Origin of the sequence: Gemmiger formicilis (genome assembly GCF_900167555.1) — a bacterium.
Taxonomy (GTDB): Bacteria; Bacillota; Clostridia; order Oscillospirales; family Ruminococcaceae; genus Gemmiger; species Gemmiger formicilis.
This window is the reverse complement of sequence record NZ_FUYF01000016.1, coordinates 30,221-49,626: the sequence shown is the minus strand read 5'-3', so window position 1 is coordinate 49,626 and position 19,406 is coordinate 30,221. Positions and strand designations below refer to the sequence as shown.

Annotated in this window: 16 protein-coding genes; 8 read left to right on the top strand and 8 right to left on the bottom strand. The window is 61.1% G+C overall.

Annotated elements, in window-relative coordinates; translation table 11 throughout:
* The first annotated feature begins 964 nt into the window (after positions 1 to 964).
* Together B5D32_RS11460 and B5D32_RS11455 are read left to right on the top strand one after the other, a co-directional pair.
* Complete coding sequence (locus B5D32_RS11460; protein WP_078785164.1) at positions 965 to 1,165, top strand: hypothetical protein; 201 nt, start codon at positions 965 to 967, stop codon at positions 1,163 to 1,165.
* 58 nt (positions 1,166 to 1,223) lie between these two features.
* Positions 1,224 to 1,634 carry a peptide deformylase gene (locus B5D32_RS11455; protein ID WP_078785163.1) on the top strand — a complete coding sequence of 137 codons (411 nt, stop codon included), beginning with the start codon at positions 1,224 to 1,226 and terminating at the stop codon, positions 1,632 to 1,634.
* Between the two features lie 40 nt (positions 1,635 to 1,674).
* Here B5D32_RS11455 and B5D32_RS11450 read toward each other — a convergent pair whose 3' ends face one another.
* Complete coding sequence (locus B5D32_RS11450; protein WP_078785162.1) at positions 1,675 to 2,568, bottom strand: N-acetylmuramoyl-L-alanine amidase family protein; 894 nt, start codon at positions 2,566 to 2,568, stop codon at positions 1,675 to 1,677.
* Positions 2,569 to 2,831: 263 nt separating this feature from the next.
* On the opposite strand from B5D32_RS11450, the gene B5D32_RS11445 reads away from it, so the two are divergent.
* Positions 2,832 to 3,080, top strand: a complete 249-nt coding sequence (locus B5D32_RS11445; protein ID WP_078785161.1) for an AbrB/MazE/SpoVT family DNA-binding domain-containing protein — start codon at positions 2,832 to 2,834, stop codon at positions 3,078 to 3,080.
* Positions 3,081 to 3,158: 78 nt separating this feature from the next.
* On the opposite strand, the gene B5D32_RS11440 is transcribed toward B5D32_RS11445, so the two are convergent.
* The gene (locus B5D32_RS11440; protein ID WP_078785160.1) at positions 3,159 to 3,857 is read right to left on the bottom strand and encodes a helix-turn-helix domain-containing protein; all 699 of its coding nucleotides are present in this window, start codon (positions 3,855 to 3,857) and stop codon (positions 3,159 to 3,161) included.
* Between the two features lie 523 nt (positions 3,858 to 4,380).
* Between B5D32_RS11440 and B5D32_RS11435 the strand changes: the two genes are divergently transcribed.
* Complete coding sequence (locus B5D32_RS11435; protein WP_078785159.1) at positions 4,381 to 5,016, top strand: histidine phosphatase family protein; 636 nt, start codon at positions 4,381 to 4,383, stop codon at positions 5,014 to 5,016.
* 640 nt (positions 5,017 to 5,656) lie between these two features.
* Here the strand turns inward: B5D32_RS11435 and B5D32_RS11430 are convergent.
* The 3 genes from B5D32_RS11430 to B5D32_RS11420 form a co-directional block, all read right to left on the bottom strand.
* Positions 5,657 to 7,078 carry a DUF3048 domain-containing protein gene (locus B5D32_RS11430; RefSeq protein ID WP_078785158.1) on the bottom strand — a complete coding sequence of 474 codons (1,422 nt, stop codon included), beginning with the start codon at positions 7,076 to 7,078 and terminating at the stop codon, positions 5,657 to 5,659.
* 71 nt (positions 7,079 to 7,149) lie between these two features.
* Positions 7,150 to 8,622: a DUF3048 domain-containing protein gene (locus B5D32_RS11425; protein ID WP_078785157.1), complete on the bottom strand. Its 1,473-nt coding sequence runs from the start codon at positions 8,620 to 8,622 to the stop codon at positions 7,150 to 7,152.
* A gap of 135 nt (positions 8,623 to 8,757) precedes the next feature.
* Complete coding sequence (locus B5D32_RS11420) at positions 8,758 to 9,243, bottom strand: CYTH domain-containing protein (RefSeq protein ID WP_078785156.1); 486 nt, start codon at positions 9,241 to 9,243, stop codon at positions 8,758 to 8,760.
* A 383-nt stretch (positions 9,244 to 9,626) separates the two neighbouring features.
* Here B5D32_RS11420 and B5D32_RS11415 point away from each other — a divergent pair, with 383 nt between their 5' ends.
* From B5D32_RS11415 to B5D32_RS11405, 3 genes are all read left to right on the top strand, one after another.
* Entirely contained in the window at positions 9,627 to 11,717 is a 2,091-nt protein-coding gene (locus B5D32_RS11415) for a glutamine synthetase III family protein (RefSeq protein ID WP_078785155.1), read from the top strand.
* Between the two features lie 500 nt (positions 11,718 to 12,217).
* Positions 12,218 to 13,528, top strand: coding sequence for a glutamine synthetase family protein (locus B5D32_RS11410; protein WP_078785154.1), 1,311 nt, complete (start codon positions 12,218 to 12,220; stop codon positions 13,526 to 13,528).
* Between the two features lie 163 nt (positions 13,529 to 13,691).
* On the top strand, positions 13,692 to 14,264 hold the full coding sequence (locus B5D32_RS11405) for an ANTAR domain-containing response regulator (RefSeq protein ID WP_078785153.1): 573 nt from the start codon (positions 13,692 to 13,694) through the stop codon (positions 14,262 to 14,264).
* 249 nt (positions 14,265 to 14,513) lie between these two features.
* Here B5D32_RS11405 and B5D32_RS11400 read toward each other — a convergent pair whose 3' ends face one another.
* Together B5D32_RS11400 and B5D32_RS11395 are read right to left on the bottom strand one after the other, a co-directional pair.
* Entirely contained in the window at positions 14,514 to 15,860 is a 1,347-nt protein-coding gene (locus B5D32_RS11400; protein WP_078785152.1) for an MATE family efflux transporter, read from the bottom strand.
* 223 nt (positions 15,861 to 16,083) lie between these two features.
* The gene (locus tag B5D32_RS11395) at positions 16,084 to 16,548 is read right to left on the bottom strand and encodes a MarR family winged helix-turn-helix transcriptional regulator (RefSeq protein ID WP_078785151.1); all 465 of its coding nucleotides are present in this window, start codon (positions 16,546 to 16,548) and stop codon (positions 16,084 to 16,086) included.
* Positions 16,549 to 16,706: 158 nt separating this feature from the next.
* On the opposite strand from B5D32_RS11395, the gene B5D32_RS11390 reads away from it, so the two are divergent.
* Complete coding sequence (locus tag B5D32_RS11390) at positions 16,707 to 17,696, top strand: aldo/keto reductase (RefSeq protein ID WP_078785150.1); 990 nt, start codon at positions 16,707 to 16,709, stop codon at positions 17,694 to 17,696.
* A 930-nt stretch (positions 17,697 to 18,626) separates the two neighbouring features.
* Here B5D32_RS11390 and pflA read toward each other — a convergent pair.
* Positions 18,627 to 19,400 carry a pyruvate formate-lyase-activating protein gene (gene pflA / locus B5D32_RS11385; RefSeq protein WP_078785149.1) on the bottom strand — a complete coding sequence of 258 codons (774 nt, stop codon included), beginning with the start codon at positions 19,398 to 19,400 and terminating at the stop codon, positions 18,627 to 18,629.
* Positions 19,401 to 19,406: the final 6 nt, after the last annotated feature.

Below are 19,406 nucleotides of genomic sequence, written 5' to 3'. Positions count from 1 at the left end.
CTCAGACACAATCGCTTGCGTCCTGTATGAATTACTTGTAAATTTGGAATTGATTAACGTGGGTTTCCAAACCCACGATCAAGGTTCCACAAGTTTCAGTTTTGTTCAATTTTCAAGGTCCTGCTGCGCTGTCGCGTTTCCGTGACAGCTTGTATATTATATATCAGATTCTCTCGTTTGTCAAGAGGTTTTCTGAAAGTTTTTTGAAGAAGTTTTCTTCAAAAAACGGCGTACAAGCTGTAGGTAAAGGCTCCAGCGGCTGCCGCCGCGGGCTGGGCTCGCGAGACAGCTTGATTATTATAGCAAGTAGTATGACCTTTGTCAACAGGTTTTTTCAAGTTTTTTGATTTTTTCGACAAAGTTTGAGGGTGAAGTTTGGGCAAGGTGTATATTGGGGTGACGGCGGTTGGCGGGCACAAATTATGGGGGGTGGTGGGCGGCAAGCGGGTTGCGGGATCAGGTGGTTTGGGGGAATGGGTGGGCGGTGGAAGATTGACGGCAGGCGGCGGGGAGGTTGCGGGCCGGGCATGCCCGGCCCCTACGGGGGGGTGAACGGAAGATTGTAGGGCGGCCTGCCCTCAGGCCGCCGCGGGCGTGTATAGGTGTAGGATGGTTTCGGGCCATCTCTGTAGGGGGCGGCGTCCTCGACGCCCCGCGGAGGGGTCAAGACCCCTCCCTACGATGTAGGGGTGAGACGGGGTGTGTAAAGCAGTAACGGGCGGCGGCGGAAAGTGCGCGGGCCGGGCATGCCCGGCCCCTACGGGGGGGTGGAAAGAAGCGGGATGGCAGACATCAACTTCCGGCGAGTCTCCCTCTCGCGCAATCTTTACACAAGCGTTACATGTTTCCCCTTGATGTGACAGGATGGATGGTGTATACTGTAGGCAGAAGAACGGTTCTTTCCTACTATATCTTGTGTCAGTTTTCCATTCGATACCTGATTTTCATGAAAGGAGCGTTTCCTATGCTTCCTTGCCAGAAGAATTGCCATGCGTATTGCCCGGGGTGCCACAAGTCCTGCCCGCATTTCCGCGCGATGCAGGAGCAGCAGCGCCGCGACCTGGCCCGCAAGAAGGAGTACTTACGCCGCGCCGACGAATCCTGCCGCGCGGTGCTGCACCAGTGCCGCGCCGCAGGCGGGTATCTGGGGCCGCTGCCCTATTGACCGGCGGCCCTGCCCTGCGCTATACTATTTATATAGTATAGGCAGGAGGTTTTTCCCTATGGTTCGTCCCCTGATGACCGACACGGTCTTTTTAGCGCAGAAGGCGCTGCCCGCCGATGCCGGCGACATTGCTGTCGCCGATGATCTGCTGGATACACTCAAGGCGCACGAGGACGGCTGTGTCGGCATGGCCGCCAATATGATCGGCGTCAACAAGGCGATCATCGTGTTTGACAACGACGGCACACCCTGCGAGATGTTCAACCCGGTCATCGTCTACCGCAAGGGGCTGTACCTGGCCGAGGAAGGCTGCCTGTCGCTGCAGGGGCAGCGCCGAGCCAGGCGGCACCGCACCATTAAGGTGCAGTGGCAGGATCGTCAGATGCAGACCCACGTCAGGAATTTCACCGGCTGGACGGCCCAGATCATCCAGCATGAGATCGACCATTGCAGCGGCATCCTTATATAATAAGTACGCGCGATGCGCCCGCCGGGGTGCACCGCGCTTTTTATGTCAGGTCAAAGTAGGTCAGGATACATTCATAGTACGCCTGTGCCGCCGCCTCGCAGGCTGCGTCGGTGGCGACCAGGGCAACGTCGCCGGGGTTTGTGATGAAGCCCTCCTCCACCAGCACCGCCGGGCAGCCGCATTTCTGCACTACGGTAAACGTCGGGTCGGAGAGCACGGTCGTGTCGTTGGACTCGCGTATGTAACGGTTGTCGTTGTCGTCAAAATAGATGTAGCGCACGCCGTCGATGCCGCGCAGCTCCATCCCCATTGCACCGAATTTTTCCGCGACCATCCGCGCAAAGCGCAGGCTGTCGGCATTTGTGGACAGCTGCGGCGTAGCCGGGCAGCACTCAAAGCCGGAAACGCAGCTGTCGGCGTCGTAGTTCAGGTGAATGGAGAGCAGCAGCTGCGCACCGGCTGCCTTGGCGCGGGCCGCGCGGCGGCTGGGCTTGAGGTACTCGGTGCCGTTGGCGGTCAGCATCGGAGCAAAACGGCCATCACGCGCGAGCTTGTCATAGACGAGCGTGGCGGTTTTCAGCGTGACGTCCGCCTCGCGCAGGCCGCTGCCGAGGCTGCCCGCGTCCTCGCCGCCGACGCTTGGGTTGACGCCGCCATGTCCCGGGTCGATGGCCACAACGATTTTGCCGTCCGCCGCCTCCTCTGTCACGGCAACGATCTCCTCCTCGCCGCCGTCTGCCCGCTCGATCTCGTCCGCCTCGGCCTGCTCTGCCGCGGTGGGCCGGGTGCCCTGCCACTCGTACCAGAGCACCGCGCCGATGCCTGCGCACAAAATCAGCGCCGCCACCGCAAACAGCAGCGAGCACAGCCTGTCGAGCCGCCCGGTGCGGTAGACCCGGGCTTTTTCCCGCGGGGGTGTGCCGGTCCTTGCCATGGCCGCCCTCCTTTCCGCTTACGTTTTTTAAACGATACCATTGTGTTGTGACAAAGTTGTGACAAAACGCATCCTTTTCTGATTTTTTGTGCTTTTATTTTGCAGCCTTCTAAAAATATACGCAAAAGCCCTGTTTTTTCGATTGCCAAATATTGACAACACTTCCAATAAGCCGTATAATAAGGTCGTAAGGTTCGAAGCCGTCGGCTTGGGCACCGTTTTTTGGCCCAACACGCCGAAACGTATTACAGGAGGTTAGAAAGATGATTTCTACCGGTATCGTTCGCAGTATCGACAGTCTGGGCCGCGTGGTCCTGCCCAAGGAACTCCGCACCACCTACGACATTACTCCGGATACCCCGCTTGAGATTTTTACCGATGGGGATTCCATCATTATGCGCAAGTACCACGCGCAGGGCAGCTGCGTTTTCTGCGGCGACATTTCTCCCGACGCCGTGCTGCTCCACGGCAAATACGTCTGCCCCGCCTGCCGCAAGGCACTGGGCAAGTAAGGCCCGCTCTCCCTGTTATATCCCCGCTTATACAAAAAAGCCTGTGCAGGCGAACTGCACAGGCTCTTATTTTTGGTTTTACTCCGCCTTTTTCAGTCCGCGCATGGCTTCCTCGGCATTTTTGACGAGGTTGAAAAGGCTGGTGGCGTGGCGGGGGTAGTCGCGGGCGAGCTGGTCGGTGCTCAGGGCGAGCGTTGCAGGCTCAAGGCTGTCGCGGGTGCCGTCCTCACCGGTCAGGGCGGCGGCCAGGTCACCCTCGGCCATGCTCATGGCGGCGTCGGCGCTGCGGTCCCAGCGGGCGGAGCCGACGCGGAACATGCCGCTGACATTTTTGGGCGATGCCTCGTACAGCAGACGGAACATCTTGTACACGGCCAGCATCAGGTAGCTGCTGACGCCGACAACAAGCTGCTTGTCCCTGCTCTCCTGCAATTTGTCGTAGAGGATGTCGAGGGAGTTCTCGATGAGCTTTTTGTACATCGTGGGTAGGACGCTGCCGCGGTAGACACTGCCGCCGGTGGCCGAATTGCCCTCGGGCAGCTCCTCCACCGTGATGGTCTGGCCGCTGCGCTCGGCACTGCGGCCCAGCAGGTAGTCGCAGCTGACGTCGTAGTAGTCCGCCACCTGCACGACAAAGGCAAGGCCGCATTCGCGGATGCCCTTCTCGTAATGGGAGAGCTGGGCCTGGCTGATGCCAAGGTCCTGCGCCGCCTGCTTCTGGGTGATGCCGCGCTCCTTGCGCAGCAGCGTAATGATCCGGTTAAATTCGATCCCCATGGTCCGCAATCCTGTTCCGGGGCGCATGACCGGCACGGTGCCGGGCCGCAGTGGTGCCCCTTGCATATTTTCTACACGCTGTATATTATAGCGGGTGGAAAACGCTTTGTAAACCCAAAAAATTGACAGATTTTGTGCCGAAAATGCCGTCACTGCGCCGAACCGACATCCTGCACCTACATTTAGTCATTATACAGCGAGTACAGCTATAAATATTGTGGGCAGAATTTGCCAAAGCGGCGCGGCGGATGCGCGTTGTAACCAAATTGTAATAATTTACGGTTGCGCAGGACACGATTTTAGGGTATGCTGTTAAGGCAATACTGCATAATTCTAAGTGCCGATACGGCGAGCGAGGTGCGGCAGCTGCTAAGCCAAAAGCGCAGGCAATACTTTGTGTATTGGCGAGCATTTTGGCAACGCAGATGCCGTGCCGCAGCCGCCGGAGCGGTGCTTAAGCCGTAAGGCGGGAATTGTGCGGTGTTGCCTTAAGTAGCAATGTTATGGAAAGCGAGATTATAACGTGAAATATTATAAACTGCATCTGATCCGCCACGGCCTGACGGCGGGCAATCTGCAAGGGCTGTACATTGGCAGCGGCAGCGACCTGCCCCTGTGCGACGAGGGCCGCGCCCAGCTGAAAACGTTGAAAAAGGATTTTGACTATCCGGTCGTGCCGCTGGTATTCACCAGCCCGATGAAGCGCGCCACCGAGACGGCGGAGATTTTGTTTCCCGGCGTGCGGCAGATCGAGCTGGACGACCTGCGGGAGATGGCCTTTGGCAAGTTTGAGGGCCGCGCCGTGCAGGAGCTGGTGAAGGACCCGGAGTTTGCCCAGTGGATGGACCCGACGAGCCGCACGGTGCCCGCGGGCGCGGAGGACCGGCAGATGTTCTTCAACCGCACGTCATCGATGCTGATGAAGATGTTTGAGTACATGCTGCGCACCCACACCGAGGAGGCCGCCTGCGTGACCCACGGCGGCGTTATCATGAACATGCTGTCCCAGCACGCCTTGCCCTTCCGCAAGCCGGAGGAGTGGATGACCGACCCGGGCGCGGGCTACAGTGTGCGCCTGGACGCCGAGATGTGGATGCGGGACCATCTGGCCGAGGCGTATGACGTTGTGCCCCACGGGTATCTGGACGGGATGGAGTAATTTACGGGGGATACGGAAGTTTTGTTCCTTCTTTGCAAAGAAGGAACCGAAGAAATTCTAAATAATGGGATATAAAAAGGCACCTGCTCGGGGTTGAGCAGGTGCCTTTTGGTGTATTGGGCGGTAGGGGCCGGGCATGCCCGGCCCGGCTGTGGATGGTGTACGGGTGGTTATGGGAAGGCCGCGGGCCGGGCATGCCCGGCCCCTACAGGGCGGCAATTTTTGCAGCGGGCGGCGCCCTCAACGCCCGGCGGAGGGGTCAAGACCCCTCCCTACAGTACTTGTGGAAAAGCAGGTGCCTTTTGGGTTATTGGGCGGTAGGGGCCGGGCATGCCCGGCCCCTACAGGGCGGCAATTTTTGCAGCGGGCGGCGTCCTCAACGCCCGGCGGAGGGGTCAAGACCCCTCCCTACAGTACTTGTGGAAAAGCAGGTGCCTTTTGGTGTATTGGGCGGTAGGGGCCGGACATGTCCGGCCCGGTTATGGATGGTGTACGGGCGGTTATGGGAAGGCCGCGGGCCGGGCATGCCCGGCCCCTACAGGGCGGTAATTTTTGCAGCGGGCGGCTGTGGGGGATACGGACGTCCATGGGAAGGCCCGTCAAAGCCCCTCAGGCCGTTTGCGGCTGCCGCTCACCTTCATCATTCTGCCGGGGCTTCGGTTGCCTCCGGCTGCGGAGCGTTCGCATCCAGATACGCCTGATTGTCCGCGATGGTCTGGTTCAGCTCGTCGATTTTTGCCTGCGCGGCATCGCGGGCGGCGAGCAGGTCGGCGTTCTCGCTGTCGGCGTCCAGGGCGGCCTGGGCGTCCTGCAATTCAGTCTGTGCCTCGGCCAGGCTGGCGTTGGCCTGGTCAATGGCAGCCTGCGCATCAATGAGCTTCTGCGCGTTCGACAGCGCAGCCTCGGCGGCGGCAGCGGCTTCATCAGTGACGCCGCTTGCCAGCAGGGCGGGCTTTTCGGGCAGGGTCTGCTCGCTGCCGTCGGCGGCGGTCAGGCGCAGGGCCTGGCCGTAGTAGCCGCCCCAGATCGCGATAAAGCTCTTGCCAGGGGCCACGGTCAGCGGCGTGCCGTCGGCGGCGGTCAGGCTGAACGGTCCGGTGGCGTCCTCCTTGCTCCAGGAGATCTGCTCCCACGCGCCGCCGTGCAGGTAGAGGCCGGTGCCGCCGGTCATGTCGTACTGGCGGGTGTAGCCGTCATCCTTGATGCCGCTGGACGCATACAGCACAAACACGTTGGTGAACGCCGCCTGTTGACCGTTGTCGGCGTCGGTCATCGGGCTTCCGTCGGCGTTCAGCTTCTCGTACAGGCCGGTGCCGGTGTTGTAGTTCAGCTGCTCGCTGTCGGATTTCGAGAACGTCACGGTCAGGCTCATGCCGCTGCGGTTCTCGGGGGCAACCTCCTCCCGCGCACCAAAACGGAACAGCGGGGTGTTGCTGCCCTCCAGCGCCGTGCCGTAGCTGGCCGCACCGTTGCGGATCAGCTCACCGGTGGTGTACCAGCAGTTTTCCTCGCGGTAGCCTGCGTCCTGACGGCCCTGGTCAAAGGCAAACGCCGTCTTGCCGACGTGGTAGCCGTCCAGATCCTGATACGCCAGCGTGTTGAGCAGGTTTGCCGCGTAGACGTTCTTGTCAATCGAGACCGGCATCGCATTCAGCGGCAGCGCGGCCTGCAAAAACAGGTCGCGGCCCGGGCCGACCGGCCCCACCTTGCTGATGCGGTCCACGTCGGCAAACAGCGCCATCAGACCCGCGGTGTTGCCCTCGGTCACGCCCTCGATCAGCACATCGGCGGACGCAATGCCCCACTGGGGCTGTGCGCCGTCCAGCGTGCGCAGCATCACGGCCACGGGGCGCTTGCCGGTGTAGTCGGCGTCGTCCAGCCCGGTCAGCGGGTTGGTGCTCAGGCCCACCGCGGGCTCGGGCGTCGACTCGGCAGTGACCTCCGGGGTGGGGGTCGCTGCCTGCTCCGGCGTGGCGGTCACGGTATCCTGCCGGGCGCAGCCGCCCAGCAGCAGGGCAGCCAGCAGCGCCGCAGCGCCGCCCCATGCCTGCAATTTCCTCATATACAATACCTCTCTGTAAACAAACAACGCGGCCCGCCGCCGGGCGAGCCACGTTGTACGGGCAGATTCAATTATTCCGCGGGGGTCTCATCCGCCGGGGCCTCGGTGGTCTCCGCGGGAGTCTCCTCGACGGGGGCCTCCTCAGCGGGCGTTTCCTCCTGCGCCGGGGTCTCCTCGGTCACAGTCTCCTGCGCGGGAGCCTCGGTGGTCTCAGCCTCGCCGCTGCCGGTGGCGGCTGCGGTCAGGTCGTCGGTGGAGGAGCCGAGGGTCTCACCGGCCTTGGCGTCGTCCTCGACATAGCTCTTCTCGTAGGTCTGGGTCGTGGCGGTGGACAGGTTGACGCCGTCCAGCGTGCTGTGGACAAAGTTTTCGGCAAAGTCTACGTCGGTCACGGCCACATAGCTCTTGCCGATGTTGACCTCCAGCGGGGTGTCGCTGCAGGTGCCGTCCTCGTTCAAGTAGTACAGGCGCAGGGCCTCCAGCGGGGTGCCCTTCTGCCAGTAGATCTTCTCGCACTTGCCGCCGTAGCAGTAGTAGCCGACGCCGCCCCATGCGTACTCAACGTACTGCAGGTCCGTTTTCTCGTGGCCGGGGTAGGTGTGGATGTCGGTGTACAGGACGATGACGTTGGGGAAGGTCAGCACCTTGTTGTCGGCGGCCTCGTCCACGGTATCGCGCCACTGGCCGTCGGAGTAGTTCTGCTGCATCTTGTACTGGTTGGTGCTCTCGTCGTAGATGAAGCGGGTCTTGTAGGACTGGCTGTGGACGATCTCGACATACTGGCCGTCAGAGACAACAGGGCCATACTTATCGCTGTAGGCACTGTCCAGGCTGTTGGACAGGTCGCGGGTCGTGCCCAGGCGGTAATCCACAAAGTTAAAGAAGGTGGAGTTGTAGGTGCGGTTCATATCCACGTTCTGGCTGCTGATATAGTTTGCGATGTTGTCGGCGTTGGTGTACATCGTGTGCTCCAGCGCCAGAGAACCGGCGTTGTAGCTCTTGCCGGCCCAGTTGACGCGGCCATAATCGCGGTAGCCGTTGGCACCGTCGTTGTTGTTCAGCTTGCCGTAGTCGTAGTCGATGGCGTACTGCTGCATGACGACGGACTGGCCCTCATGGATATAGAGCGCCTGCCAGGGCAGGATCAGGCGGAAGAACTGGTCGCGGCCCGAGCGGACGGGGCCGACCTCGCCGACGGTCTTATAATCGGTAAAGACAGGCATGAAACGGGTGATGCCGCCCTCGACCTTGATCTCAAACAGGATGTCGGCCTTGGACAGACCGCGCTGGGGGCGGGCCGCCACGATGTTGTTGACCATCACGGCGGTGATGCGCTGGCCCTCGGGGTAGTCAGCACCCTTCGGCTCACCGGTCAGGACGTTGGCCTCATAGGGGGGCAGCTCGGTGGGAGCGGGGGTCGCCTCCACAGTCGCGGGTGTGCTTTCCGCGGTGGGGGTCGAGATGGTATCGCCGCTCTTTTTGCAGGCCGCCAGCAGCACTGTCAGGGAGAGCAGCGCTGCGATCACAAGCAGAACACGTTTCATTCCATTGCTCCTTTTCAGGTTTTCCTGTTGTAGTAAATATACTAATATTGTAGTCGTTTTAAGGGCGTTTGTAAAGGTGGGGGCGGAGATTTTACAAATACAAATTTTTGGTTTCCCCCACGGGGGAAGGCTTCCTTATTTTCGCGTCTGAAGCCAGTACTCCCCCATACTGCTGCCGGGCTTGCCGGTGCATTCGTCGTGCAGGTAGTCGGCAAGGCCCGCGGCGGCGGGGTCCCAGGCAAGAGCCTGGGCTTCGGTTTCAAACTCGACCTCGGCGTACCAGAAAGCCGTGGGCAGGTCGGGGTCCACGCAGTTGACCTCGAGCGTCAGCCCGCCGGGCAGCCGATAGCCGCGGCGCTCCTTGCGGATAAGGGGCTTACCTATTAAATGCTCGAGCTTTGCGAACAGCTCGGCGTCGATTTCGGTCTCGATCTCCTCGCGGCTCAGGGTGCCTGCCCCTTTAAAGCAGAGCACCAGCGCCGTGCGCCCGCCCTGCAGGGCCTCGCGCCGGATGCGCACCGTGGGGCGCACGCTGACGTAGCCCTGATCCATCTGATAGTCCGAGGTCTGGGTCAGCCCCTCCGGCCAGCCCGTGACCATCCATTTGCGTTCGATTTCCATAAGTTTATTATACCTCCCATCCTCCTTGCCTCCCTCTGCGAGGGAGGTGGCCCCGCAGGGCCGGAGGGAGAGAACCTTGCCACAGCCCGAAATATTTCGGATGACCGCAAGGTTCTCTCCCCCACCCGCTGCGGCGGGAGCCCCCTCCCAGAGGGGGCCAAGGGGGGGTCATTTCCTGTCCTTAGTATACCACATTCCGTCTCTTGCGCACAGTTCACAGTATTGCCGTATTTCAACCAAAAAATCGTTGTTTCTTTCGTCAGATTGCCAGTTGCATTTTGTCCGCTTACCCCGTATAATAGAGGCATAACAGCAAGGGCGCTGCGAATGTGTTTTCGCAGCGTCCTTTTTCTGTAAATAGAGGAAATAAAGGAGTAAGAAGTATGGCAGCAACCGTTATGGAACTTTACGGCAGCAAAGTCTTCAACGAGCATGAGATGCGCGAGCGTCTGCCCAGCTCGACCTACAAGAGCCTCAAGGCGACGATTGAGAAGGGCCAGCCGCTGGACCTTGAGGTCGCCAACGTCGTGGCCAGCGTCATGAAGCGCTGGGCCATTGAGCAGGGCGCCACCCACTACACCCACTGGTTCCAGCCTCTGACCGGCATCACCAGTGAGAAGCATGACGGCTTTGTCAGCCCCCAGCCGGACGGCACCGCCATCATGGAGTTTTCCGGCAAGGAACTCATCAAAGGTGAGCCGGACGCCTCCTCCTTCCCCTCCGGCGGCCTGCGCGCCACCGCCGAGGCCCGCGGCTACACCGCCTGGGACCCCACCAGCTACGCTTTCGTGAAGGACGATACGCTGTGCATCCCCACTGCGTTCTGCTCCTACACCGGCGAGGCACTGGACAAAAAGACCCCGCTGCTGCGCTCGATGCAGGCCATCTCCGACCAGGCCTGCAAGGTGCTGAAGCTGTTCGGCAAGGACGTGGACCGCGTCGTGACCACCGTCGGCCCCGAGCAGGAGTACTTCCTGATTAAGAAGGAGGACTACCAGAAGCGCCTGGACCTGGTGCTGTGCGGCCGCACGCTGTTCGGCTCTGCCCCGTCCAAGGGCCAGGAGCTGGAGGAGCACTACTTCGGCACGATCCGCCCCATCGTCTCCGGCTTTATGAAGGAGCTGGACGAGGAGCTGTGGAAGCTGGGCATTCCCGCCAAGACCAAGCACAACGAGGTCGCCCCCTGCCAGCATGAGCTGGCCCCCATCTACGACACCACCAACGTCGCCATCGACCACAACCTGCTGACGATGGAGATGATGAGGAAGATCGCCGACAAGCACGGTCTGGTCTGCCTGCAGCATGAGAAGCCGTTCGAGGGCGTCAACGGCAGCGGCAAGCACAACAACTGGTCCCTCGGCACCAAGCACGAGAACCTGCTGGACCCCGGCGACACCCCGATGGAAAACCTGCAGTTCATGGTGTTCCTGTCCGCAGTCATCGAGGCCGTTGACGATTACGCCGACCTGCTGCGCACCTCCGTCGCCACCCCGGGCAACGATCACCGTCTGGGCGCCAACGAGGCACCCCCGGCCATCATTTCCATCTTCGTCGGTGAGGAGCTGGAGGCCGTTATTGATGCCATCTGCACCGATTCCCCCTATGCCGGCCCCGTCAAGATGAAGATGGACCTGGGCGTTGATGTCCTGCCCAAGTTCAGCAAGGACACCACGGACCGCAACCGTACCTCTCCGTTCGCCTTCACCGGCAACAAGTTTGAGTTCCGTATGCCCGGCTCCGCCGAGAACCTGTCCGACGCGAACACGATCCTGAACGCCGCCGTCGCCAAGAGCCTGAAGGAGTTCGTGGCCGAGACCGCCGGTGCCGCCGACTTTGAGTGCGCGGCTGCCGCCTGGGTCAAAAAGACGCTGAACGAGCACCGCCGCGTGATCTTCAACGGCAACGGCTACAGCGAGGCATGGGAGGTCGAGGCCGAGCGCCGCGGCCTGCCGAACCGCAAGTGCACCCCCGACGCGATGATCGCGCTGAAGGACGAGAAGAACATTGCCCTGATGGAGGAGTTCGGCGTCCTGACCAAGACCGAGATGCTGAGCCGCTACGAGGTCGAGATGGAGCACTACTCCAAGATCCTCAACATCGAGGCCCGCACGATGCTCAAGATCGCCAACAAGCAGCTGATCCCCGCCGCCACCGCCTACATGGGCGAGGTCGCCGGCGCAGCCGCCGCCAAGACCGCCGCTGTGGAGGGCATCTCCACCAAGGCCGAGACGAAGGTCCTGACCGCCCTGAGCAAGTACACCGACGAGATGTCCGACGCCACCGACGCCCTGCAGGCCGCTACCGACAAGGTCAGCGCCATGGACGACGAGGCCGCCAAGGCACACGCCTTCCACGACGAGGTCATCCCCGCGATGGATGCCCTGCGTGCCGCCGCCGACGAGGCCGAGAGCATCGTCGATGAGGATTACTGGCCCCTGCCCTGCTACAGCCGTATGCTGTTCTATACCGAGTGATTTTCTCCCGCGCTTTTTGTAGGGGCGGGTCCCGTATCCGCCCGCAAGAGGCTGCCGGTTGACGGGCGCATATAGAATGCGCCCCTACGGGTTGGGTTGTTTCCCCGCAAGCAACAGCCCGCCCACACCACGCCATTTTCCTTACTGGCCGCGCCCCCGCCCCGCACAGTGAAGACGCAGCCGGGTGTAAGGTTACACCCTTTTACAATCGCCATTCTCCTTTTCCTATTTCTTACACCAGCTCGAAAGGCCCGCCCGCACAGGTGGGCCTTTCGAGTATCTGCGGCTTCCCCCCTTGGGGCTGCGCCCGCAGGCGCGTGTCGAAGCGCAACCGCCGGAGGTGGCTCTTAGCGCGGAGACTGAAGCTGCCGCCCGCAGGCGGCTGATGAGGGGCAGCCTTGCCATACGACCCGTTCACGGTCTGCCGCGGCACACTCGCCCCTCATCCGTCGCTTCGCGCCACCTTCCCCCGCAGGGGAAGGCTTTTACAGGAGGTTCCTATGAAACGCACCGCACAGGACATTCTCAATTTTGTTGAGGACAACGATGTTAAGTTCGCAAAATTGACATTCTGCGATATTTTCGGCAACCAGAAAAACGTTTCGCTTTTTGCCAGTGAGCTGCCCCGCGCCTTTGCCGAGGGTGTCAGCTTCGACGGGTCGTCCATCGCCGGGTTCATGAACGTCGAGGAGAGCGACCTTGTGCTCTGGCCGGACCCGGACACCGCCACCGTGCTGCCGTGGCGCCCCACCGAGGGCCGCGTCATCCGCATGTACTGCGACATCACCCTGCCCAACGGCAAGCCGTTTGAGGGCAACTGCCGCGGCTACCTGCAATCCGTCACCAAGCGTGCCCGCGCCATGGGCCTTGTCTGCAACGTCGGCTGCGAGTGCGAGTTCTACCTGTTCGAGACCGACGAGCACGGCAGCCCGACCCGCATTCCGCTGGACATAGGCGGCTATTTTGACATCCCGCCGCTGGACAAAGGCGAGAACATCCGCCGGGAGATCTGCTTTGCCATTGAGGAAATGGGCCTGCACCCCGAGCACAGCCACCACGAGAGCGGCCACGGCCAGAACGAGGTCTGCTTCCGCTACACGACGGCGCTGAAATCCGCCGACAATCTGAACACCTTCAAGAGCACCGTCAAGGCCATTGCGGCCCGCAACGGTCTGTTTGCCAGCTTCATGCCCAAGCCTTTGGCCAACCAGCCGGGCAGCGGTCTGCATGTCAATGTCTCGCTGCTGCGGGACGGCAAGAACCTGTTTGACGGCGCCTTTACGCCCGACAGCGAGGCCGGACATTTTGTGGCGGGCATCCTGGCCCACGCGCGGGAGCTGACGGCGTTCTGCAACCCTGTGCCCAACTCCTACGCGCGGCTGGGCGCAAACGAGGCCCCGCTGTACGTGAGCTGGAGCCGCCAGAACCGCAGCCAGCTCGTGCGTCTGCCCAGCGCCCACGGCGAGTTCTGCCGCGTTGAGCTGCGCGGGCCCGACCCCGCGGGCAACCCGTATCTGGTCATCGGCCTGATCCTGGCCGCCGGTCTCGACGGCATTGAGCACAGCCTGCCCCTGCCCGAGGCCGTGAACCGCAATCTGTTCCATCCCAGCGCCGCGGCGGGTCTGGACAGCCTGCCCCGCACCCTGCGTGAGGCCATCACCGTGGCCGGGCAGAGCGAGTTTATCAGCCGTGAGCTGCCCGTTGCCCTGATGAACAAGTACTTTGAGTACCAGACCCAGCTCTGCCACGACGCCGAGGGTGCCCCCGACACCGAGAGCTGGGAAAGAGCGCACAGCTTCCTGATCATTTGATTTTACGGGAGTACGTAGGGCGGCCTGCCCTCAGGCCGCCGTGCCCGTGTGCCCGGAGAGAAAACTTTTCCGTGCGGCACACGCCCACGGCGGGGTGGGGGCACCCCGCCCTACGGCCTGTCCGAAAGCTTCATCGTAAATTATCAGGAAGGGAGGGCAGCCTATGGCAAAAGCCCTGATCGTTTCAGCGGGGAATAACGCCAATGAATATCTGGCGCGGCATATCGGAGAGCTGGGCTATACCCGCCCCACGATTGTCGCCAGCGGCGGCGAAGCGCGCCGCCGCATGGATACCAACGACTTTGAGGTCGTCATCATCAACACGCCCCTGCCCGATGAGTTCGGCCACGAGCTGGGCACCGACGCCGTGGAAAAGACCGACGCAGGCGTCATCCTTCTGGCCAAGACCGGCACCGCGGAGCAGATCGCGGATAAGCTGCAGGATTTCGGCGTGCTTGTGCTGGCCAAGCCGTTCACCGGCGCACAGTTCCGGCAGGCCGTGCAGATCGCGGCCAGCAGCTACAAGCGCCTGGCCGTGCTGCGGACCGAGAACGCAAAGCTGCTGGACAAAATCGCCCAGCTGCGGCTGGTGGACCGCGCAAAGTGCTATTTGATTGAGAAAAAAGGCTACACCGAGACCGACGCCCACCGCCTGATCGAAAAGCGCGCCATGGACACCCGCATGAGCCGCGGCGAGGTCGCGCAGGAGATTTTGGAGGAGGAAGAGGAGGAATAACAGCAAAAAAGCGACTGCCCAACCGGACAGCCGCTTTTTGTTTAAATAAAAAATAATAAATAAGAAATAATAAAGGTGGTGTGCCGCCCGCGGCGGCACATTTTAAAAGGCAAGCATTCCCGCTTTCCGTTGCTGTAGGGGGCGGCGTCCCCGACACCCCGTTTTGTTTGCGCCCTCGGGCGCAAACTCCACCTTCTTTATTATTTATTATTTTTTATTTATTATTTGCACATCGCACGCCTTATCTTTTTACAGATACCCATACCTCTTTCTCCCCCTCACAACAAACCCTCCGGTGCATACCAGCGCCATGGCCTCGGCGGCAACTACCGCAAGCCAGATGCCGTCCACGCCGATGATAAGCGGCAGGGTCAGGATGGACACGACCTGGAACAGCAGCGTGCGCAGGAAGGAGATAGCCGCCGACACTGTGCCGTTGTTCAGCGCCGTGAAGAACGCCGAGCCGAAGATGTTGAAGCCTGACAGGATAAAACTGATGCAGTACAGCTTCATGCCGTGGGTCGTCAGCGCCAGCAGCCCCGCATCGTAGCCGACGAAGATTTTGGCCAGCGACTCGGCCAGCAGCTCACTGGAAGTCAGCATCGCCACACCGGCCACCGCAATGATGCCCGCACTTTTGCGCAGCAGGTTTTTCAGTTCGTCCTTATTGTCCGCGCCAAAGTGGTAGCTGACAATGGGCGCTGTGCCCTGAGAATAGCCGATGAACACCGCCGCGAACACAAAGCCCACATACATAAGCACGCCGTAGGCCGCAACGCCGTCCGCGCCGAACAGCTTGAGCAGCTGCATATTGTACAGCGCACCGACCAGCGACATCGAGATATTCGTCATCAGCTCGCTGATGCCGTTGGTGCAGGCTTTGAACAGCTCCCGCAGGCTGAACAGCGGCTTTGTGAAATACAGGCGGCAGCCGGGACGGCGCTTAGCAAAGTAGAAAATGGGCGCCACACCGCCGACCATCTGGCTGATGACCGTTGCCGACGCCGCACCGGCCAGCCCAAGACCCGCCACGCCGACGAGCACGAAGTCCAGCACCATGTTGGTCACGCCCGCCGCCACCGTGAAGAACAGGCCCAGCTTGGGTTTTTCCGCGGCAATAAAGAAGCTCTGGAACAGGTATTGCAGCATGAACGCCGTTTGGAATGTCAGCAAAATGCGGCCATACAGCAGACAGCTGGGCAGCAGCTCGGGCGTTGCGCCCAGCAGCAGCGCCACGGGCCGCAGCAGTGCCAGGCCGATGACGCTGAAAATCGCGCCGATGCCCACAGTCGCAACGGCCAACATACTGAACAGCTGGTTTGCGCGCTTCTCATCGCCCATGCCCAGCGTCATGGCGACCAGCGCACTGCCGCCCGTGCCGATCATAAAGCCGAGGCAGCCCAGCATCTGGATATAGGGGTAAATGAGGTTCAGCGCCGTGAACGCCGTTTTGCCCGCGCAGTTCGAGACAAAAAAGCCGTCCACAATCGTGTAGATCGACGTGAAGATCATCATGATAATGGGCGACGCCGTGAATTTCAGCAGCCGCCCCGTGGTAAAGTGGTCGGACAGTTGGATCTGGTTTGATTTTGACATAAATGCTCCTGTTTTTGCGCGTTTTCAAAGGCTTCCCCCGCGGGGCTGCGCCCGCAGGCGCGTGTCGAAGCGCAACCGCCGGAGGCGGCTCTTAGCGCGGAGACTGAAGCTGTCGCCGAAGGCGACTGATGAGGGCAAAGTTTGCCGTTATATCCCTTTAGCGGGAAATTCCGGCAGGTTCACCCTCATCCGGCCTCGGGCGGGGCCTCGGCCACCTTCCCCCTCAGGGGAAGGCGCTTATCGTTTCAAACTCCCGCTGCAGGCATTCCAGATGCCGCTGCGCCAGACGGTGCATTTCCTCGGCACTTGCAAGGCCAAAGGCGCGGATGGCCTTTTCCTCGGCGGCGATGACCGGCACGACGGTGCGCTCGGCCAGCGCACGGCCCTCGGCGGTCAGGGTCACGATCTTTCCGCTGTGGGCTCCTTTTCCCGGGCAAAGCGCCAGCAGGCCCTTTTTGACCATGGCCGCCACGGCGGAGTTCAGCGTCTGCTTGGGGATGCCCCAGTCCGCCGCAATGCGGTTCTGGGTCAGCGGCTCGCACGACGTCACCAGCGCATACAGCGTCCAGAACGCTGCGTCCGACAGGCCGCACCGCTGCGCCGCCGCGTGGTACAGGGCGTTGCACTCATTGAACTGGCGGTTCGTTTTGTCCAGCAGGGCGCGGGCCTGAGATTCCTTTTCTTCCATTCTCTTTCCTCTTTAAAATCCGATTTCGGATTCCAGTATAGTCCGAAATCGGATTTATGTCAAGTGTCGAATTTTGATGCTGCTTTTTGTGCAGCTTTCACATTGTCTGCACCCGCCGCGGATATTATAATGAAAGAAAAGCAAAGGAGGCTTTCCCCATGTACCAAGCCGCACAAAACCGCTATCAGGTCATCCCCTACCGCCGCTGCGGGGCCAGCGGCCTTATGCTGCCCGCAGTCTCGCTGGGGCTGTGGCATAATTTCGGTGACACCGCCCCGTATGAGAATATGCGCGCGCTCTGCCGCACGGCGTTTGACCACGGCATCACCCACTTTGACCTTGCCAACAACTACGGCCCCGAGCCGGGCGCAGCCGAGCGGAATTTTGGTAAAATTCTGCGGGACGACCTCGGCGTCTACCGCGACGAGCTGATCATCTCCACCAAGGCCGGTTACCTGATGTGGGACGGCCCCTACGGCGACTGGGGCAGCCGCAAGTATCTGCTGGCCAGCCTGGACCGGAGCCTGCAGCGCATGGGGCTGGACTATGTGGACATTTTCTACCACCACCGCATGGACCCCAACACCCCGCTGGAGGAGACGATGGGCGCACTGGCGCAGGCCGTGCGCAGCGGCAAGGCGCTGTACGCCGGTCTGTCCAACTACGACGGCCCGACGCTGGAAAAGGCCGCGGCCATTCTGGACGAGCTGCATGTACCGTTCGTCATCAACCAGAACCGGTATTCGATCTTTGACCGCACGATTGAGCACAACGGGTTAAAGGATACCGCCGCGAAGCTGCACAAGGGCATCATCACCTTCAGCCCGCTGGCGCAGGGGCTTTTGACGGACCGCTATCTGCACGGCATCCCCGCCGACAGCCGCGTCCACACCGACGGGCGGTTCTTGAAGGAGAAGGACATCACGCCGGAGCGCCTTGCGCAGATCAGCGCCCTGAACGACCTTGCCCGGCAGCGCGGTCAGACCCTGGCCGAGATGGCCCTTGCCTGGCTGCTGCACCACGACGAGGTCACAACGGTTCTGATCGGTGCCTCCAAAACGCAGCAGATTCTGGACAACATCAAGGCCGTGGAGCACACGACGTTCACGCCCGACGAGTTGGCCGCAATCGACAGGATCAGCAAATAAATTCTATTTACGCGCAATAAACCGCCGCCCGCCGGGGAAGTTTTCCACGGCGGGCGGCGGTTGTTGTTGAAAGATGGGTTTGCGGGATATACGCCCGCGGTTCGCCGCCCCACATACAAACCGCAAAAGGGGCGGCAGCGATTTCCCGTAGGGGCGGATTCTATATCCGCCCGGGGTGGTTCCCGCAGACGGGCGCTTTCGTCAGGCCGCGGGCCGGGCATGCCCGGCCCCTACAGGGTTGCAATAGTCCCGGGAGGGATGACCTTTTTGCGGGCGATGCGTAGGGCGGCCTGCCCACAGGCCGCCGCGGACGTCTGCCATAGCGGGAAAGTTCGCGGTTCGCCGCCCCACATACAAACCGCAAAAGGGGCGGCAGCGATTTCCCGTAGGGGCGGATTCTATATCCGCCCGGGGTGGTTCCCGCAGACGGGCGCTTTCGTCAGGCCGCGGGCCGGGCATGCCCGGCCCCTACAGGGTTGCAATAGTCCCGGGAGGGATGACCTTTTTGCGGGCGTCTGCCATAACGGGAAAGTTCGCGGTTCGCCGCTGTAGGGGGCGGCGTCCCCGACGCCCCGCGGCGGGGTGAGGGCACCCCGCCCTACATACAAACCGCAAAAGGGGCGGCCTCGGTTTCCCGTGACCGTGATGCCGCGATTTTTTTGCGCGAAGCACAAAAAAATCCCCCACCGTCCGGAGCAGAGAACGATGGGGGCAAAACGCAATAAGCAGACCGCTAAAAAGGCGCAGAGCAAAACGCCAAAACGGAGGCGCAGCCTGTTATTGGCAGGAACCGCACCGGAGAGGCAAACAGCCGGTTGACGGTTCGAGGTTGGTTATGGTTAGTAGACGCTAACCACGCATATACTTTACCATATTGCAGCAGGGATGTCAAGCATTTCCCCAAAATAATTCCCAGCATTTTTGTAGAAATTACTTTGCGGTGCTGCCCTTGGGTGCATCGGGATAATCGCGCACATGCAAAAGCTGCTCCGCGGTTTCGACCTCCTCCGCCGTGGGTACGCGCACGCCGTCCAGCGGGTACGGGATACCAAGGTTCTGCCACTTGAACAGTCCCAGCGTGTGGTAGGGCAGAATTTCTACGCGGCGCACGGTGGGCAGCGTTTTAATAAAGGCATCCAGCTGCCGCAGGCCGTCGGCGTCATCGGTCAGGCCGGGGACCAGCACATGGCGGACCCAGAGGTCCACGCCCCTGGCCGCCACATACTGTGCCATGGCCAGAATGTTTTTGTTGCTGTGGCCGGTCAGTTTTTTGTGTTTCTCGTCGTCAATTTCCTTTAAATCCAAAATGACGAGGTCGGTGTTTTCCAGCAGACGGTCAAAGCGGGCCATCCATTCGGCGTTGTCGGGCGCAAAGGGCTGGGCGCTGGTGTCCAGCGCGGTCTGCACCTTTTTGGCGCGGGCCAGACGGAACACCTCGCTGACAAAGTCCAGCTGCAAAAGCGGTTCGCCGCCGCTGATGGTCAGCCCGCCGTTGCCGCGCCAGTAGTTGCGGTAGCGGTAGGCGGCAGTAAATGCCTCCTGCGGGGTGCTGGCGGTGTCCTTCGTAAACGCCCAGGTCTCGGGGTTATGGCAGTATTGGCAGCGCATGGCGCAGCCCTGCAAAAAGATGATATACCGCACGCCCGGCCCGTCGACCAGGCCGAAGGTTTCAACAGAATGGATGTAGCCTAGAGTTTCGGACATAAGTTT

Bases quoted from the DNA above. Each gene is read 5' to 3' on its own strand.
- B5D32_RS11460 (WP_078785164.1), top strand. From the start codon at position 965: ATGCTTCCTTGCCAGAAGAATTGCCATGCGTATTGCCCGGGGTGCCAC.
- B5D32_RS11455 (WP_078785163.1), top strand. From the start codon at position 1,224: ATGGTTCGTCCCCTGATGACCGACACGGTCTTTTTAGCGCAGAAGGCG.
- B5D32_RS11450 (WP_078785162.1), bottom strand. From the start codon at position 2,568: ATGGCAAGGACCGGCACACCCCCGCGGGAAAAAGCCCGGGTCTACCGC.
- B5D32_RS11445 (WP_078785161.1), top strand. From the start codon at position 2,832: ATGATTTCTACCGGTATCGTTCGCAGTATCGACAGTCTGGGCCGCGTG.
- B5D32_RS11440 (WP_078785160.1), bottom strand. From the start codon at position 3,857: ATGGGGATCGAATTTAACCGGATCATTACGCTGCTGCGCAAGGAGCGC.
- B5D32_RS11430 (WP_078785158.1), bottom strand. From the start codon at position 7,078: ATGAGGAAATTGCAGGCATGGGGCGGCGCTGCGGCGCTGCTGGCTGCC.
- B5D32_RS11425 (WP_078785157.1), bottom strand. From the start codon at position 8,622: ATGAAACGTGTTCTGCTTGTGATCGCAGCGCTGCTCTCCCTGACAGTG.
- B5D32_RS11420 (WP_078785156.1), bottom strand. From the start codon at position 9,243: ATGGAAATCGAACGCAAATGGATGGTCACGGGCTGGCCGGAGGGGCTG.
- B5D32_RS11415 (WP_078785155.1), top strand. From the start codon at position 9,627: ATGGCAGCAACCGTTATGGAACTTTACGGCAGCAAAGTCTTCAACGAG.
- B5D32_RS11410 (WP_078785154.1), top strand. From the start codon at position 12,218: ATGAAACGCACCGCACAGGACATTCTCAATTTTGTTGAGGACAACGAT.
- B5D32_RS11405 (WP_078785153.1), top strand. From the start codon at position 13,692: ATGGCAAAAGCCCTGATCGTTTCAGCGGGGAATAACGCCAATGAATAT.
- B5D32_RS11400 (WP_078785152.1), bottom strand. From the start codon at position 15,860: ATGTCAAAATCAAACCAGATCCAACTGTCCGACCACTTTACCACGGGG.
- B5D32_RS11395 (WP_078785151.1), bottom strand. From the start codon at position 16,548: ATGGAAGAAAAGGAATCTCAGGCCCGCGCCCTGCTGGACAAAACGAAC.
- B5D32_RS11390 (WP_078785150.1), top strand. From the start codon at position 16,707: ATGTACCAAGCCGCACAAAACCGCTATCAGGTCATCCCCTACCGCCGC.
- pflA (WP_078785149.1), bottom strand. From the start codon at position 19,400: ATGTCCGAAACTCTAGGCTACATCCATTCTGTTGAAACCTTCGGCCTG.